The sequence below is a fragment of the Ferruginibacter sp. HRS2-29 genome, from assembly GCF_024343615.1.
Lineage (GTDB): Bacteria > Bacteroidota > Bacteroidia > Chitinophagales > Chitinophagaceae > Ferruginibacter.
Genome location: NZ_RJUB01000154.1, coordinates 20,077 through 35,388, shown reverse-complemented (window position 1 = coordinate 35,388; position 15,312 = coordinate 20,077). Strand labels below are relative to the sequence as shown.

Below are 15,312 nucleotides of genomic sequence, written 5' to 3'. Positions count from 1 at the left end.
TTACTTCACTAAGCTGATGGCTGACCTGACCGAAGCAAAAACATTGGTACCAAACAACCTTACAGATATCAACAGGGCTACAAAACTTGCTGTAACCGGGTTACAGGCAAGGGTTGCATTGTATATGAACAACTGGGTGGCTGCTGAAACTTTCGCTTCTGAATATATCACTGCTATTCCGTTATCACCGATCGCACAGTTTGGTGGTATCTGGACTGATGCCAATACCAACGAATTGGCTATGAGGATAGTAAGGGGTACCTCTATCCGTATCGGATCTTTGTTCCGTGGTACTTCTGCAAATCCTGCCAACATCGGTACTATCACCTGGTTGCCTTCTGATAAATTATGGAACAGCTACGACCAGGTAAACGACGTACGTTTTGCAGCGTATTTCAAAACAGAACCATTACTGGTAGCTCCAAGGCCAAACCGCCTGATCAATAAATATGCTGGTGGTACTTATGGTAGTTCACTGGAGAACGTTGCCAATGGTAAAGTTTTCAGGACTGGTGAAATGTACCTGATCCGTGCTGAAGCCCGTGCAGAACAAGATAAGTTCACTGGAGCCAATAGCGCTGAAAGCGATCTGAATACACTGCGTGCAGCAAGGATCAATGGATATGTACCTGTTGTATTGGGTTCAAAAGCTCAGGCGATCACAGAAATACTCAACGAACGCTTTAAAGAACTGGCTTACGAAGGTCACCGCTTCTGGGATCTTAAGAGAAAAGGTTTTCCTGTAGTACGTGATGCATCTGATGCGCCAAATACTAACTCGGTAACTTTACCAGCTAATGATTTCCGTTTCCTGCTTCCTATCCCCAATTCAGAAGTTCAGGCAAACCCGATCATTCAGCAAAACCCTGGTTACTTTTAACAGAGAATAATTACAGATAAAAAGAACGGCTATCAATTGTCTCCAACTTAAGTCAGAAACAATTGATAGCCGTTCTTTTTTTATTTTAGGAATGAATTATTTCAACACTTCTGCGAGCTTGCTTTCCAGTGCCGCCCCCCTTAGTTCTGTCGCTATTATTTTCCCCTGTGGATCTACCAACACGTTGTAAGGGATACCATCCATGCCATAAAGTGGTACCGTTGAGCTGTTCCATTTTTTGAGATCGCTTACATGTTTCCATTCAAGCTTATCGTCTTTTATAGCTTTCAACCAGGCGGCTTTGTCATCATCCAGTGATACCCCGAGGATCGTAAAATTTTTGGATTTAAATTTCTGGTACGCAGCCACTACATTCGGGTTTTCACCGCGGCATGGGCCACACCAACTCGCCCAGAAATCTACCAGCACATATTGTCCTTTCAGTTGGCTAAGCGAAAAAGGTTTTCCTTCGGTATCCTTCAAAGTAAAATCAGGAGCTATACTTCCAACAGATGGACGGCCGGCGTTTTGACTGACCTTCTGTTGCTGCTGGGCCTGCATCTGTTTGAAACGGGCGATCATGCTCGCTACACCACTATGTTGTGGAAAACGGTCTGCAAGGGCCGGTACCGATTTATTCAGCAAAGCTGTATCTGCTGTCTGCGAATAACCAAGCGCAAACAAAGCCACCACGGGACTTTTGGCAGAGTTGACTGTTTTCAGGATAAAATTATTCGCATCTTTTTCAATGCCTGCAATATTCTGCTTTTCTACATTCAAAGCACTGTCGTTTTCTTTGTGCAGTTCGAGTTCTTTGATGCGGTTGGCTGTTGTGGTAAAACTTTCGCGGCGCGTCTGGAGTTCGGTAAGGAAGCCCAGCAGTTCCTTATTGGCCGGGGTATTGAAGCTGGCACCTTTCAATGTCACGTCTTTTGCATCGCCGCTGAAAGGGATATTTTTATCATCATTAATGAAGAGATAACCGCCGTCCATCTTTTCCAGGCGAAGCCTGTAAAAACCTTCTTCGGTGGCGGTACCGCTGATGGTGAATTTTCCATTTTTTATTTCGGCCGGGTCCAGCACTTCAGGAGCCTGCTCACTGAAGAACAATTGTTCGAGGTAAACTTTCTGATCTCCTGCATTCTTCAGGTCTCCCGTTACCGTAAACTTCCCTTTGTCTTGCTGCTCGCTGCACGAAACGATGGCGGAGCCCAGCATCAGCACTAAAAATATCCTTCTCATGAATTCGTATTTATTTTAATTATTTAATTTTTCTGTGAGCACTTTATTCGTCAGTTGCATATCAGCTTTGCCTTTACTGCGTTTTTTTACTTCACCGGCAAACAGCCCGATCAGTCCTTTTTTGCCCGAGCGGTATTCTTTCACTTTATCAGGCATGGAAGCAATCACTTCGTCTACCCAGGCTTCAATGGCGCTTTCATCACTTTCCTGCACAAGGTTCAGTTGGGTGGCAATGCTTTCAGGGGTTTCTTCCGGCGAATTGATCAGTTCCTGAAGGATCCTGGTAGAAGCCGCATTGAAACTCACTTTCCCGGTTTCGGTGAAATTGATCAGCGTTGCTATTTTTTCTGCCGTTAAGGGAAACGAGCTCACTGGCAATGCTGCATTGGAGCAATATTGTTTTAAAACTGTCATCCAGTTTGCGGCAGCTTTGTAATGAGTAGTATGCCGGATGATGGCTTCAAAAAGATCGGAGTCATCCTTATCGTTGCTCAGTTGCGCAGCATCGTATTCCGGCAAATTATAGGAACTGATGTATTTGTTTTGCAATGCGGCCGGCAGCGCGGGCATAGCAGCTTTTATCTCCTGCAGGTATTCATCACTGATGAAAAACGGCGGAAGATCCGGTTCCGGGAAATAGCGGTAATCGTCTGCCTCTTCTTTGCTGCGCAATGCGAAAGTGGTGTTATTATCCGCATTGAAACTCCGCGTCTGCTGTATCACCTGTTCGCCTTTTTCTACAATGCCGATGAGCCTTTCCGCTTCAATTTCAATGGCACGTTTCACATTGCGGATGCTGTTGAGGTTTTTTACTTCCACCCTGGTGCCCAGTGTTGTAGCACCTTTCAGGCGTACAGATACATTCGCGTCGCAACGCATGCTGCCTTCTTCCATATTGCCATCGCATACGCCCAGCCAGCGTACCAGCTTGCGCAATTCGGTGAGATAAGCATAGGCTTCGTCGGCACTGTGCAGGTCGGGTTCGGTGACGATTTCCAGCAAAGGCATACCTGCACGGTTGAGGTCGATGCTGGTATATTTTTCATCCTGGTCGTGAAGGCTTTTGCCCGCATCTTCTTCCATATGGATGCGGTTGAGCTGTACATTTTTTTTGCCTTCGCTCGTTTGTATCGGCAGATGGCCCCCGAGGCATATAGGCGCCGTATGCTGGCTCACCTGGTAACCTTTCGGAAGGTCGGGGTAGAAATAATTTTTACGGGCAAAATAATTATCCTGTACGATCGTACAGTTCAATGCGAGCCCAAGCCTTACCGCCAGTTCGATCACTTTTTCGTTCATTACCGGCAAAGTACCGGGATGCGCCAGCGAAACCGGGCTGACCTGCGTATTTGGTTCGGCGCCAAATGTTGTACTGTCACCGCAGAAGAGTTTGCTCGCTGTCAGCAGCTGCGCATGTACCTCCAGCCCGATCACCAGTTCGTATTTATTGTTCATTGATGCAAAAGTAAAGGAAATTGCCGATGCTGGTTGCTGGATGCTGGTTACTGGTTGTCTTTTGCAAGAGAGAAGTTCGCTAAGTTCTTCGCTACGATATCCAGCATCCAGTATCTGCCATCCCCACAAAAAAGCGTCCCGATAGAAATCGGGACGCTTCATTTTTAATAAACTAAACTATTACAGAGTTGTTGTTTTCAGTTTTTTAGGAATTTTCACGTTGAGGGTCATTTCTGTGCCATTACGTTTTACCTTGACAGGATAGCTGTTATTTTCAGCATTTTCCTGCAGCAATTGCCTTGCTTCGTCAGTATTGGTGATCTTTTTACCGTTCAGTTCGGTAAGCACATCATCTTTTTTGATGCCAGCTTTTGAAGCCGGAGAATCATCATCCACATCAAGGATCTTCACGCCATTACTTTCTTCCGTATCCTGGATCTTAATGCCGAGTTTCTGCCTGCTTTTGCCCACCACGATCAAGTCATTGAAACTGCGTCCATCATCGCCCCATGCGGCGCCCGGTGTCCTTGGAGGTGTGGGAGTACGCGGGAATGAAAATGATCTTGCGCCACCGTCTGGTGAAGTAAAGGAGAAACTTCTTGTTTCACTTATTTCCCTTTCTTTCAAAGTGGCTTTTACGGTCTTTTCTTTATCGCTGCCCCTTTTGTAAGTAACTTTTATTTCGTCTTTCGGTTTGAAATTGCTGATCGCTTCAGACAGATCCTCTGGCCCCGTCACTTTAGTATCGTTGATCTTAGTGATGATATCGTCTTTTTTCAACCCAGCAGCTTCTGCGGCACTTTCTTTGGTAATGTTGCTGATCTTGGCGCCATCATCGGTTTTATCCGTATATACACCCAGGAAAGCACCTGATCTTTTGGAGCCGAATCCACTCACAGTGATGTCATTATCGTGTATGAAATCATCCAAATTGACCCCATCGAAATTAATATCGAAATTATCGCGGATCACGATCTTTTTCTTGTTGATGGTGATCGCATCGTCTGAAAACTCGATCAATGGCTTGCCATTCACCGTCACTTTATCACCGGTGATCTGGAGGTTAAGCGTTACATCTTTATCACCCTTCTTGCGGATGATGATCTCCTGGGTTTCTTTTTTTTCGTCGGTTACTTTTGGGGTATCCTGCGCCATGGCTTTTTGCCCGAAAATGGTCATCAACCATGGGAAAATAGCAGCACTGATCAATTTTTTCATCTTGAGTTGTTTTATGTACGAAATCTTTAGTACATCAAATCTAAGAGGAAAAATTGAATTACGAAAGATTTCGGAAATAAATTTTTTGCTTTAACAAAACATTAAGTGAATGGTCAATTGTGAATAGTGAAACCTTCGAAAGATTTTACCGGATGGGGAGGTTCGTTATATCACGAAAGTGCGAAGAAAAGAGCAACGTTCGAAGATCTGACTATTGACTATTCCCTATTGACTAAAGGATTTCCTCCACATGCAGCTGTATCCTGTCTGCAATCTGGTGCGTAGGCACATCATTATCGTCTTCGCCAAATGGGTCTTCAATTTCTTCGGCAATGAGTTCCATACTGGCCAGCACATAAAAAATAAATGCCACTACAGGTACTACCCAAAAGCCGAGGCTGAACACATACCCGATGGGTAACGTGATCACATACACGAAAATGAATTTTTTAATGAAGACGCTATAGGAGTAAGGGATGGGCGTATTTTTGATGCGTTCGCAGGCGCCGCAGATATCTGTGAATGATCGTAGTTCCTCGTTGAGCACGATGAGCTGGTTACCGTCGATTATCTTTTCCGCATACAGCGATTGGATATGCTTGAATATTTTAGCGGCGATCTGGTTGGGGATATGTTTTTCGGTATCAATATTTGTCAGGTGGCCTTTCGCGATCGCTTTTTCAAAAAGTGCTGTCCTGGTTTCTTCCGATTTCAGGTGGGTATGCAACGCATGCGCAAAGGCGGGGATCATCTTGCGGAAAAAAGTGCGCTGTGCGGTTTCTTCAGTAGGCAGCATGGCCGAAAGTTTCATCGCCAGGTTGCGGCTGTTGTTGACCAGTCCGCCCCATAGTTTCCTGCCTTCCCACCAGCGGTCATAAGCGGTGTTGGTGCGGAATACCAGCAGGATGGAGATCACCACCCCCAGCAGGCTATGCATCAGCGGGATATTCCTGAGATAACTTTTATCGGTAAGGTGAAGCAGGTTGATCTCGATGTAGGCGATTGCCGCAGAATAGAGAGAAACGACCATGATCAGCGGAAAAAGCTTACGCGATGTATCCGCCTTGTGAAAGCGGAAGATGGTGCTGAACCAGTCTTTGGGGTTGTAATTAACCATAGTGAATAGTCAATAGTGAATAGTCAAACCTTTGAACGTTACAAGGTCAGGCCATTTTTTAATTTCAAAGAAAGTGATTTTCGGTGATATAATAAACTTCGAAGATTTGACTATTGACTATTCACTATTGACATTTGTGGCTTTGCCACAAATGTTTTCACCGGGCAATTATCCACCACTTCCTCTTTAATAAATTTCATCCCGATCTTCTCCAGTATCTTCAGGGAACCGATATTTTCTATATGCGCCCTTCCCGTGATCTCTTTCAGTTTTAATTTATCAAAACCATATTGAAGCGTATGCTTAGCGGCTTCTGTGCCATAACCTTTTCCCCACGAACTTTTTTTGAAACGATAACCCAGGTCTGTTTCGTTCATCTCCGGGCGGTATTTCAATCCGCACCAGCCGATGAATTCATTGGTTTCCTTTAGGATCACCGCCCAGCGGCCGAGATCGTTTTCGTATTGCGGCAGGATAACATCACGGATGATCCGTTCTGCATCTTTTTTATCGATCAGGGGAAATTCGTGCAGATATTTCAATACCTCCGGATCGCTGTTGAGCCCGAAGATCAACGGCGCATCGGCTTCGGTGAAGCGACGGAGAAGGAGGCGGGGAGTTTCGAGAATGACCACGGAGTTAAAGGAGGTTTATTTCACAGAGTTGCACAGAGTTTTATAGAGTTGTCACCACTCTGTGAAACTCTGTGTGTCTTTGCTCATGCAACTTTGTGGTTAAATTATATGAGTATCTTTTTAGTGTAAATTATCCTCTTGTAAAATCATCTAACATTTCAACTGCTGAAATAGTGGAAGTAATACTAGTCTCTACTTGTTTAATTATTTGTTTTAGACCGTTCTTAAAATTTCCTACGGCATTAAGAATATTAGCACTTGCCTCCGCAATTTGGCCAAAAGTAGTAGACGTTAAATCATTAACCACTATGTCATTATATATTGAGTCAAGTCTAAAATTCATTGTATAGTTTATATCCTTAGTATTAATAAAAACTCGCAAATACTCTTTATTCTGAATTTTAGCTCCTAATATAATTACAGAATCCTTGATTTTGTTTCTTATGTTGTTAAAAACAGAATTAAAAATCTCAACCGAGTAGCAATCAAAATCGCTAGCAATGACAGAAATAATTTTATGTTTGACAACATTTTCAGCAAGGATTTCGGTAGCGATTTCGGTAGACTTCGACATTTCTATAAAATCAATTTTTTTCTTTAAGTCATTTTTTTCTGAAATGAATTTCTCAAAAACTTCATTAAATTCTTTAGGATTTTTTAAAGCTTTTTTTACAATTTCTAATTTACCTAATTCTTCTTTTATAAAATTTTCCGCGGCTGCGCCACTCACCGCTTCTATACGGCGTACACCCGCGGCCACAGCCGCTTCGCTGGTGATCTTGAAATAACCAAGCTCACCGGTGCTGCCCACATGCGTACCACCACACAATTCTATCGAGTAAGCAGGATCCATCACCACCACACGTACCACATCGCCATATTTTTCGCCAAACAAAGCGGTGGCGCCCATGGCGATCGCTTCGTCCTTGCTCATGCTTTTGATCACCACCGGGATATTTTCCCTGATCTTTTCATTCACGATCTTTTCCACCTGCGCAATTTCCTCCTCCGTCATTTTCACGAAATGAGAAAAATCGAAACGCAGGTACTCATCATTCACCAGGCTTCCTTTCTGTGCTACGTGTGTGCCCAGTACTTGTCTTAATGCAGCATGCATAAGGTGTGTTACGCTGTGGTGCACGGCGATGTTTTTCCTGCGCCAGATATCTACATAAGCCGTGAGGTTGCCCTCAAGGCTTTCAGGGATGGAGTCGGTAAAGTGAATAATAAGGTCATTCTCTTTTTTAGTATTATTAATTATTAATTCTTCATTATTAATTAAGAATTTGCCGGTATCACCTACCTGCCCGCCGCTTTCAGCGTAAAAAGGTGTCTGATCGAGCACGATCTGGTATTGCGTTTTTCCTTTCCCCGAAACTTTGCGGTAGCGCAACACTTTGGTGTCTGCTTCCAGTTTTTCGTAACCCACAAAACCATTGCTGTTGCCTTCATTCACCACCACCCAGTCTTCTGTATCCAATGCCGTAGCGGCACGGGAGCGGTCTTTCTGCTGTTTCATTTCGGCATGGAAACCGGCTTCATCCACACGCAGATCATTTTCAGAAGCGATGAGATGTGTAAGATCGATCGGGAAACCATAAGTATCCAGCAGTTCGAAAGCATCGCTGCCGCTGATGGTGTTATCTTTTGCGGAAGCAATGATGGCGTCCATTCTTTTTAACCCTTTATCAAGCGTACGCAAAAACCCTTCTTCTTCTTCCTTGATCACTTTGGCAACAAAATCCTGTTGTTGCGCCAGTTCAGGAAACACATTTTTAAACTGCTCCGCAATCACCGGCAGCAACTGAAACATCAGCGGCTGTTTGTAATCGAGATAAGAATAATAATAACGCACCGCCCTGCGAAGGATGCGGCGTATCACATAACCAGCGCCGGTATTGGAAGGCAGCTGCCCATCAGCAATGGTGAATGCGATGGCACGGATATGATCGGCCAGTACACGGAACGCGACAGCCCCCTCCCAACCTCCCCCAAGCGGGGAGGAGCCCGCAACTTTTATCGAATCTGCGGGAGTTAAGGAAGCATCATATTTTTTACCTGTGATCTTTTCAACTGCGGTTATAGTATTACTAAATACATCGGTATCGTAGTTGCTTGTTTTCTTTTGCAGCACACGTACCAGGCGCTCGAAGCCCATGCCGGTATCCACATGTTGAGCAGGCAGCAGTTCGAGCGAACCGTCTTTTTTGCGGTTGAACTGCATGAATACATTGTTCCATATCTCTATCACCTGCGGGTGATCGGCATTTACCAGTTCATGGCCTTTGCCATCGGCACGTTCTTCGGCAGTACGGCAATCCACGTGGATCTCCGAACAAGGTCCGCACGGCCCGGTATCACCCATTTCCCAGAAATTATCTTTTTTGGATCCCTGCAGGATGCGGCTTTCGTCGATATGTTCTTTCCAGAAATCGTAGGCTTCCTGGTCCATCGCCAGCCCTTCTTTTTCATCGCCGCCAAAAACGGTCACATACAGCTGTTCTTCCGGAATGCCGTATACATCCGTCAGCAGTTCCCAGCTCCAGGCGATGGCTTCTTTTTTGAAATAATCGCCAAAGCTCCAGTTGCCCAGCATTTCAAACATGGTATGATGATAGGTATCTACGCCCACTTCTTCAAGGTCGTTGTGTTTTCCGCTTACGCGTAAACATTTTTGCGTATCGGCCACGCGTTTTGCCGGCGCGGGTTTGTTGCCCAGGAACGCATCCTTGAATGGCGCCATGCCAGAATTGATGAACAAAAGGGTGGGGTCGTTTTTCACCACGATAGGTGCCGAAGGAACAATGACATGTCCTTTTGATTTAAAAAAGTCAAGGAATTCCTGCCTGATTTCGCTAGCCGTCTTCATGTTATTATTTATTTGAATGGGTTGTCTTTAATGTTTATGGAGTTATATTTGTAGACCCGGTGCACTGTACAAGAGGGCACTTCTTTTCAGCGCAAAGCTGTTGCTGAAGCAGAACCGACGTATATGGACGGGCACCGAAAATAATACTTGTCATTTTTCAATAGTGGCAAATTTAGTCAATAAGCATGATTTTAAAAGCCTCTTCTGTGGTTTGTGGTATGAAAAAAATAAAATATTATTATAATACACATACGCTTCGTTACGAAAAGCTGATAACCCCTCTTCGGGTAAAGCTGCTCCGCTTCTTCGGGTTCATGAGCGCTTTGCTGGTAAGTTCGGCCATCGTTATTTATTTGTACAACCGTTTTATTCCAAAACCTACCCAGCTTGAAAGTGACCTGAAATACAAGCCGATGCTGGAAAATTACAAATTACTTTCAGGAAAGGTAAAGGCATTGCAGGATCAGATGGCGAGCCTGGAAAAAAGGGACAACGACGTTTACCGCTCTATATTCGAAGCAAACCCGCTGCCAGACAGTGCCCGGGCGAAGCTCATCGAAAAGCAACAGGAACTGGATAAGGTAAAAGGCATGTCGGATGATTTTCTTGGAAAAGATATCGCGGCGCAACTGAACAACCTGGACGCCCGCATGAAATACCAGTTTACCAGTTATGGCAGCATCGAAAAGCTGATCAGGAACCAGGATTCGAAATTGGCCAGCATACCCGCTATCCAGCCGGTGAGCAACAAGCAGCTGAACCGTATCGCCAGTGGTTTTGGTATGCGTATCGACCCGGTGTATGGTACGCCCAAAATGCATAAGGGTCTTGATTTTACAGCGCCGCAGGGCACACCGATCTATGCCACCGGCGATGGGACCATCAGCGAAGCCGGCTACTCTGAAGGTGGATATGGCAATCATGTATTGATCAATCACGGGTATGGATATGAAACGCTGTATGGCCACATGGTACGCATCAAAGCACGCCAGGGACAAAAAGTTACACGTGGCGAAGTGATAGGTTGGGTGGGCAGTACCGGTAAAAGCACCGGGCCGCATTGCCATTACGAAGTACATATTAATGGAAATGCCGTGGATCCGGTTTATTTTTTCTACAATGATCTCAATGCGGAGCAATACGATCAGCTGCTGAAACTGGCAGCCATGGGAAGTGCCAAGAGCTTCGACTAATTTTTATTACACGAATTAAAACGAATTACTCGAATTCGCGAATAAGGAAGTAACCGTATTTTCTGTATCACATTTTTTTTCATATTACTGTGCATAACCTCTACTAATTCGTGTAATTCGCTCTAATTCGTGTAATCAAAAAAACCTAATTTTGTTCTATGGCACTCACACAAGCCTCTTTATTTGACATGTTCGACAATCCGCCGGAAGAAAAACCGGTGAAGAAGGAGCATGTGCAAAAAGTTCAGGAGGTTCAAAAAATTCAAGAGGTTCAGGAGGTTCAAGAGGTTCAAGAGGTTCAAGAGGTTTCAAAAGTTCGGGAGGTGGAAGAGCCTGTTGTGATCAGTGAAGTGCCTGAGGTGATACAGACGGTTATACCCGCGGCGGAAGAGGCAGAAGAACAGGCTTCCGAAGTGCTGGCGGAAGAAGAGGAAGAAGTTATGACGGAAGCTGGTTTGAAAATGCCCGGGCTTGAAGAGATAAAAGCGGTGCAGGAAGAACTACCGGATGAAAAATTACTGGAGCAGAATTATATAACGGTGATGTCGCCGTTTGTGTTGGAAGACGATACGCAGGAACCGGTGAAGGAGTTGGAAATAATAATAGACGGGGAGGAGGAAACGGAAGAAACCCCTACAGCGGTTAGCACCCCGGCAGCGGTTAACACCCCGACAGCGGTTAACACCCCGACAGCGGTTGAAAACCCTGTCGGCGGTGGGATAGAAAATAAACCCCCGACAGGGTCTGTGACAGCTCTTGGGGTGAAGGAAAAAAAATCTACCCGGGGGCGTATGAAGCTCCGCGATATGAATACGGTAGCGGATCTTATTGAGATACCTGAAGATTCCGTTCTTTTCGAAAAAAGATATTACAGTATCGGTGCCGTTTCGGAAATGTTCAAAGTGAATATTTCGCTGATCCGTTTCTGGGAAAATGAATTCGATATCCTGAAGCCGAAGAAAAACGGTAAAGGCGATCGTCATTTCCGACCGGAAGATATCAAGAACCTGCAACTGATCTATCACCTGCTTCGCGAAAAAAAATACACCATCGAAGGCGCCAAAGAATTCCTTAAAAAAAATAAAAGGGTGGATGAGACTTTTTCGGTGATCGAGAATTTGAAAAAAATGAAGGACTTCCTGAATGAGCTCAAAGCAAATTTGTGATTTTTGCCGGTAAGACGGTAAGAAAAGAAAGACACAAAAAACGTCTTCCCGTCTCCCCGGCAAAAAAACTTCACCTCAATTCGTAACCTGATCTGATCAGCGCTTCTTAATTTAGCTTATGAAAAAAATCATCTCCATACTATCTATATCTTTTAGTTTGCTGGGCACTGCTTCAGCCCAGACCCCCTACACATCTACTGTCGACAATCAAAAAGTATTGATCCTCGATGGCATCATTTCAAAATATGCCCTGGAAAACAATCCCGCTTTCGCCAACTGGTACCCGGCTAACAAGAACGCATATACGCCGCCGGTTGCTGTGCTGAATGCCATGGAAGCGGCGAAAGGAAAATTTCAGTTTCTTTTATTCGGTGGCACCTGGTGCGAGGATACACAATCGGTGTTACCAAAATTTTTCAAGTTGCAGGAGCAAAGTGGCGTAGCGGATAAGGACATCAGTTTTTTTGCGGTAGACCGGCAAAAACAAACGCTTGGAAACATCTCCAATACTTTCAAGATCACCAATGTGCCTACTATTATCGTATTAAAAGACGGAAAAGAAGTGGGCCGTGTGGTAGAATATGGTAAGACGGGCAAATGGGATGTGGAACTGGCGGCACTCTTAAACCTCTGACCCCTGCAGGGGTACTTTGTCAGAAGTTTCACTCAACGTTGAACTTCTAAAATAGCGAGATTTGATATTTTTAAAAACGTCAGCCTTGGGCCCCCTTTAGGGGTCAGGGGATGTGTTTCATATGATCGAACTCGATTTCGATGGCGCATCTTCCCCCGGATCAGAAGTGTGAATGGTAATATTACTTTGCGCACTGGCGAGTTCGATACCTGAGTGCTGTACAAGCTCCATCAGTTCTATCAGTATACCTTCTTTTATTTTATTGAAATCATCCAGCGGTATCGGTGTGGCGAAAAATTCTACCGTCACTGTTATGCCGCTTTTGGTAAAATCCGTTACCAGTACGGAATAGGAACTGAGCAATTCCTTTCTTTCGGCCAGTATCCTTTTGAAGGCTTCTGTGTTTTTGCTTAAAATATCATGGGCCGTTTTCGGCGAAAATTCGAGTTTTATTTCCGCTCTTCTGAAACTCCTGAAACTGAGATTGTCCACCACACTGTCTACCATCTGTTTGTTAGGAACCGTGATGAGCGTTTTATCATTGGTACGGATACGTGTGCTGCGTAGCCCGATACGCTCCACCTTGCCGGAAAAAGCATTCACTTTTACGGTATCTCCGGTAAAAAAAGGTTTGTCGAGAAAGATGATGAAAGATGCGATGATGTTCTCGATACTTTCTTTGGCAGCCAGCGCCAATGCGGCTCCCGCAATGCCGAGCCCTGCTACGAATGCGCCGATGTTCACATTCATCACCACTTTCAGCAGCAGTAAAATGCCGGCGATGTAGGTGATCACTTTGAAGAAATCGCGAAAGAAAATGATCAGCTGGTTGTGCTCTTTATCAACAGTGGAAGATTGCTGAAGTATGAGCGAAATAAAATGCACGAGGCTTACCACCAGTTTTACAAAGGCGATGATCACGATGATGTAGCCTGTTTTATTCAGCAGTATTTCCAGCGGACGATGATAGATATTGATGTTCCAGGCTGCCGGGAAGTTGAGTTTGTCGATGGCCACCACCGCAACGGTGATCACCATGAAATTACCGAGCGGTTTTACGATGAGCTCTACAAATTGCCGCTGCTCTATGCTCTTCCAGGTACGCTTGATCATGTGGTAGATCAGCGAAGCCACATATTTTGAAAGTAACCTTTTAAAAGCCAGCACAAAAAATATCACCGCGAGTACCACCAGGTAACTCTTTACCGTGTTGTCAAAATATATCCTGTTTAAAAACTCCATCATAATTTATCATTAAAGCACACTGTATATTTCGATGCCATCTTTTTTGAGCAGGTATACCTTGCCATTCATCGTTTTTATATCCAAATAGTCTTCAAAAAAGGAAGGGATGGTATAATCTTTCAGGCTCAGGGTTTTCAGCTCATAGCTGTAGAGGCGGCCATCTTTGAAACCATATAATTTATTACCGGAAATGGCCGTGTGTTCCCATTGCAGAAACGGCAGCGTGTTTTTGTAGGTTCCGTAATAATCGAAAATATAAAAACCTTTGTTCCTGTCGTACAGGTAAACAAAATTATCGCGGTCGATCAATTGGGTTGGCGAAGGTACGGCATCCATCAGCAATCTCCAGTCGGTAGATTCCTGCAAAGGTTTGCCATCGTCATCAATTTTTTTCAACTTGAAATCCTGCTCGTCAAACAACCAGATATTATTATCGTAGGAAGTAGCCAGTGTTTTTACAGAAAAAATATTGGCTTTGCGAAAATTGATGCTGTTGCGTAAGGTCAGCAGCCGGTCGAGTATAACTACCGTAGAGTAATTTGGATAATACACGAGTATCTTCAGCGGGTTGCTCACGTCTATGAAACCGGGATTTCCATATTTTTTCACATCGTTGAATACACCTACACTATCGCCATTGGCATTCAGTTTTTTCAATTGGTTGCCCGCGGTTATGAGGTAGATATTGTCCAGCACATCAATATCCATTGAAGAGAAATCACCCGGAATGAATTTCGTGAATTTGAAATACGCATTCGTTTTTGCCGGGTACGGGTATCTTATAACGGTGTCGGCTACCAGCGTTTGCGAAAAGCTGTTGAGCGTGCAGCAGCAGGCTATCAGGAAAAAGTATGGTGCAATTTTTTTCAAGTCGTTCGTTTAATGATCGTAGGTCAGTAAAGATACTTTCTCCCCGTCAAACACGGCATAGGTAAAAAATTTTATCCAGTCGCCGAGATTGATATATTGGCTGTTGTCTTTGAGTTTGAAATCTATCGGCAGGTGGCGATGGCCGAAAATGAAAAAGTCGAAATGTTTTTGCTGTAATATTTCCTTGCTGTAAATGATCAGCCATTCGTTGTCTTCGCCTAAAAATTTCTCTTCCACATCAACCGTCTTTGCCCTGCTTTTCCTGCTGAAATAATTGGCAAGCCCTATACCGATGCGGGGCGGCAAAATGCCGAAGAGCCACTGGCAGACAGGGTTACGGAATACTTTCTTGATGAATTTATATCCGTGATCGCCCGGGCCCAGCCCATCGCCGTGGCCGACGAGAAATTTCTTTCCATAAAATTCAAATTCTTTCGGCTCAAAATATACGGGGATGTTCAGTTCCTTTTGAAAATAATCTGTCATCCACATGTCGTGGTTGCCCACAAAAAAATGAACCGGTATGCCGGCGTCGGTCAGCTCAGCCAGCTTGCCCAGGATCCTCGTATACCCTTTGGGGACTACATGTTTGTACTCAAACCAGAAGTCGAACAGGTCGCCGACAATGAAGATCACTTCCGCATCCTTTTTTATTTCATCCAGAAAACGCACGATCATTTTTTCACGTACGAGGCTGTCGGCTGCATTGGGTGCGCCGAGATGAAAGTCGGAGAGGAAGTATATTTTTTTGTTGGATTGCATTCAGTAAAATGAAATTAGAACCTGAT

The 15,312-nt window shown here is 44.6% G+C and carries 13 protein-coding genes; 4 read left to right on the top strand and 9 right to left on the bottom strand.

From position 1 onward, the window contains the following. On the top strand, window positions 1-880 hold an 880-nt coding region (locus EGI32_RS17715; RefSeq protein WP_255156685.1), incomplete at its 5' end, for a RagB/SusD family nutrient uptake outer membrane protein. A gap of 96 nt (window positions 881-976) precedes the next feature. On the opposite strand, the gene EGI32_RS17710 is transcribed toward EGI32_RS17715, so the two are convergent. The 6 genes from EGI32_RS17710 to alaS form a co-directional block, all read right to left on the bottom strand. Then, on the bottom strand, window positions 977-2,122 hold the full coding sequence (locus EGI32_RS17710; RefSeq protein ID WP_255156684.1) for a TlpA disulfide reductase family protein: 1,146 nt from the start codon (window positions 2,120-2,122) through the stop codon (window positions 977-979). Window positions 2,123-2,137: 15 nt separating this feature from the next. Further along, window positions 2,138-3,577, bottom strand: coding sequence for an Asp-tRNA(Asn)/Glu-tRNA(Gln) amidotransferase subunit GatB (gene gatB, locus EGI32_RS17705; protein ID WP_255156683.1), 1,440 nt, complete (start codon window positions 3,575-3,577; stop codon window positions 2,138-2,140). Window positions 3,578-3,757: 180 nt separating this feature from the next. Further along, a complete protein-coding gene (locus EGI32_RS17700; protein WP_255156682.1) occupies window positions 3,758-4,795 on the bottom strand; it encodes a PDZ domain-containing protein in 1,038 nt (345 codons plus the stop codon). A gap of 232 nt (window positions 4,796-5,027) precedes the next feature. Then, window positions 5,028-5,912, bottom strand: a complete 885-nt coding sequence (locus EGI32_RS17695; protein WP_255156681.1) for a bestrophin family protein — start codon at window positions 5,910-5,912, stop codon at window positions 5,028-5,030. A 110-nt stretch (window positions 5,913-6,022) separates the two neighbouring features. Continuing rightward, a complete protein-coding gene (locus tag EGI32_RS17690) occupies window positions 6,023-6,547 on the bottom strand; it encodes a GNAT family N-acetyltransferase (RefSeq protein WP_255156680.1) in 525 nt (174 codons plus the stop codon). 130 nt (window positions 6,548-6,677) lie between these two features. Continuing rightward, entirely contained in the window at window positions 6,678-9,416 is a 2,739-nt protein-coding gene (gene alaS, locus EGI32_RS17685) for an alanine--tRNA ligase (protein WP_255156679.1), read from the bottom strand. A gap of 185 nt (window positions 9,417-9,601) precedes the next feature. On the opposite strand from alaS, the gene EGI32_RS17680 reads away from it, so the two are divergent. The 3 genes from EGI32_RS17680 (at window position 9,602) to EGI32_RS17670 (ending at window position 12,409) form a co-directional block, all read left to right on the top strand. Continuing rightward, the gene (locus EGI32_RS17680; RefSeq protein WP_255156678.1) at window positions 9,602-10,609 is read left to right on the top strand and encodes a M23 family metallopeptidase; all 1,008 of its coding nucleotides are present in this window, start codon (window positions 9,602-9,604) and stop codon (window positions 10,607-10,609) included. Window positions 10,610-10,932: 323 nt separating this feature from the next. Further along, a complete protein-coding gene (locus EGI32_RS21435) occupies window positions 10,933-11,775 on the top strand; it encodes a MerR family transcriptional regulator (protein WP_255156677.1) in 843 nt (280 codons plus the stop codon). A 118-nt stretch (window positions 11,776-11,893) separates the two neighbouring features. Next, window positions 11,894-12,409 (top strand): thioredoxin family protein, encoded by a 516-nt coding sequence (locus EGI32_RS17670; RefSeq protein WP_255156676.1) that lies wholly within the window; start codon window positions 11,894-11,896, stop codon window positions 12,407-12,409. Between the two features lie 117 nt (window positions 12,410-12,526). Here the strand turns inward: EGI32_RS17670 and EGI32_RS17665 are convergent, their stop codons facing one another. From EGI32_RS17665 to EGI32_RS17655, 3 genes are read right to left on the bottom strand one after another with little or no spacing between them, the layout of a single operon-like run. Then, complete coding sequence (locus tag EGI32_RS17665) at window positions 12,527-13,654, bottom strand: mechanosensitive ion channel family protein (RefSeq protein WP_255156675.1); 1,128 nt, start codon at window positions 13,652-13,654, stop codon at window positions 12,527-12,529. Between the two features lie 9 nt (window positions 13,655-13,663). Beyond that, on the bottom strand, window positions 13,664-14,524 hold the full coding sequence (locus EGI32_RS17660; protein WP_255156674.1) for a hypothetical protein: 861 nt from the start codon (window positions 14,522-14,524) through the stop codon (window positions 13,664-13,666). 9 nt (window positions 14,525-14,533) lie between these two features. After that, entirely contained in the window at window positions 14,534-15,286 is a 753-nt protein-coding gene (locus EGI32_RS17655; RefSeq protein ID WP_255156673.1) for a UDP-2,3-diacylglucosamine diphosphatase, read from the bottom strand. Window positions 15,287-15,312: the final 26 nt, after the last annotated feature.

Excerpts from the sequence above, each read along its gene's own strand:
- EGI32_RS17710 (WP_255156684.1), bottom strand. The coding sequence starts at position 2,122 with ATGAGAAGGATATTTTTAGTGCTGATGCTGGGCTCCGCCATCGTTTCG.
- gatB (WP_255156683.1), bottom strand. The coding sequence starts at position 3,577 with ATGAACAATAAATACGAACTGGTGATCGGGCTGGAGGTACATGCGCAG.
- EGI32_RS17700 (WP_255156682.1), bottom strand. The coding sequence starts at position 4,795 with ATGAAAAAATTGATCAGTGCTGCTATTTTCCCATGGTTGATGACCATT.
- EGI32_RS17695 (WP_255156681.1), bottom strand. The coding sequence starts at position 5,912 with ATGGTTAATTACAACCCCAAAGACTGGTTCAGCACCATCTTCCGCTTT.
- alaS (WP_255156679.1), bottom strand. The coding sequence starts at position 9,416 with ATGAAGACGGCTAGCGAAATCAGGCAGGAATTCCTTGACTTTTTTAAA.
- EGI32_RS17680 (WP_255156678.1), top strand. The coding sequence starts at position 9,602 with ATGATTTTAAAAGCCTCTTCTGTGGTTTGTGGTATGAAAAAAATAAAA.
- EGI32_RS17670 (WP_255156676.1), top strand. The coding sequence starts at position 11,894 with ATGAAAAAAATCATCTCCATACTATCTATATCTTTTAGTTTGCTGGGC.
- EGI32_RS17665 (WP_255156675.1), bottom strand. The coding sequence starts at position 13,654 with ATGATGGAGTTTTTAAACAGGATATATTTTGACAACACGGTAAAGAGT.
- EGI32_RS17655 (WP_255156673.1), bottom strand. The coding sequence starts at position 15,286 with ATGCAATCCAACAAAAAAATATACTTCCTCTCCGACTTTCATCTCGGC.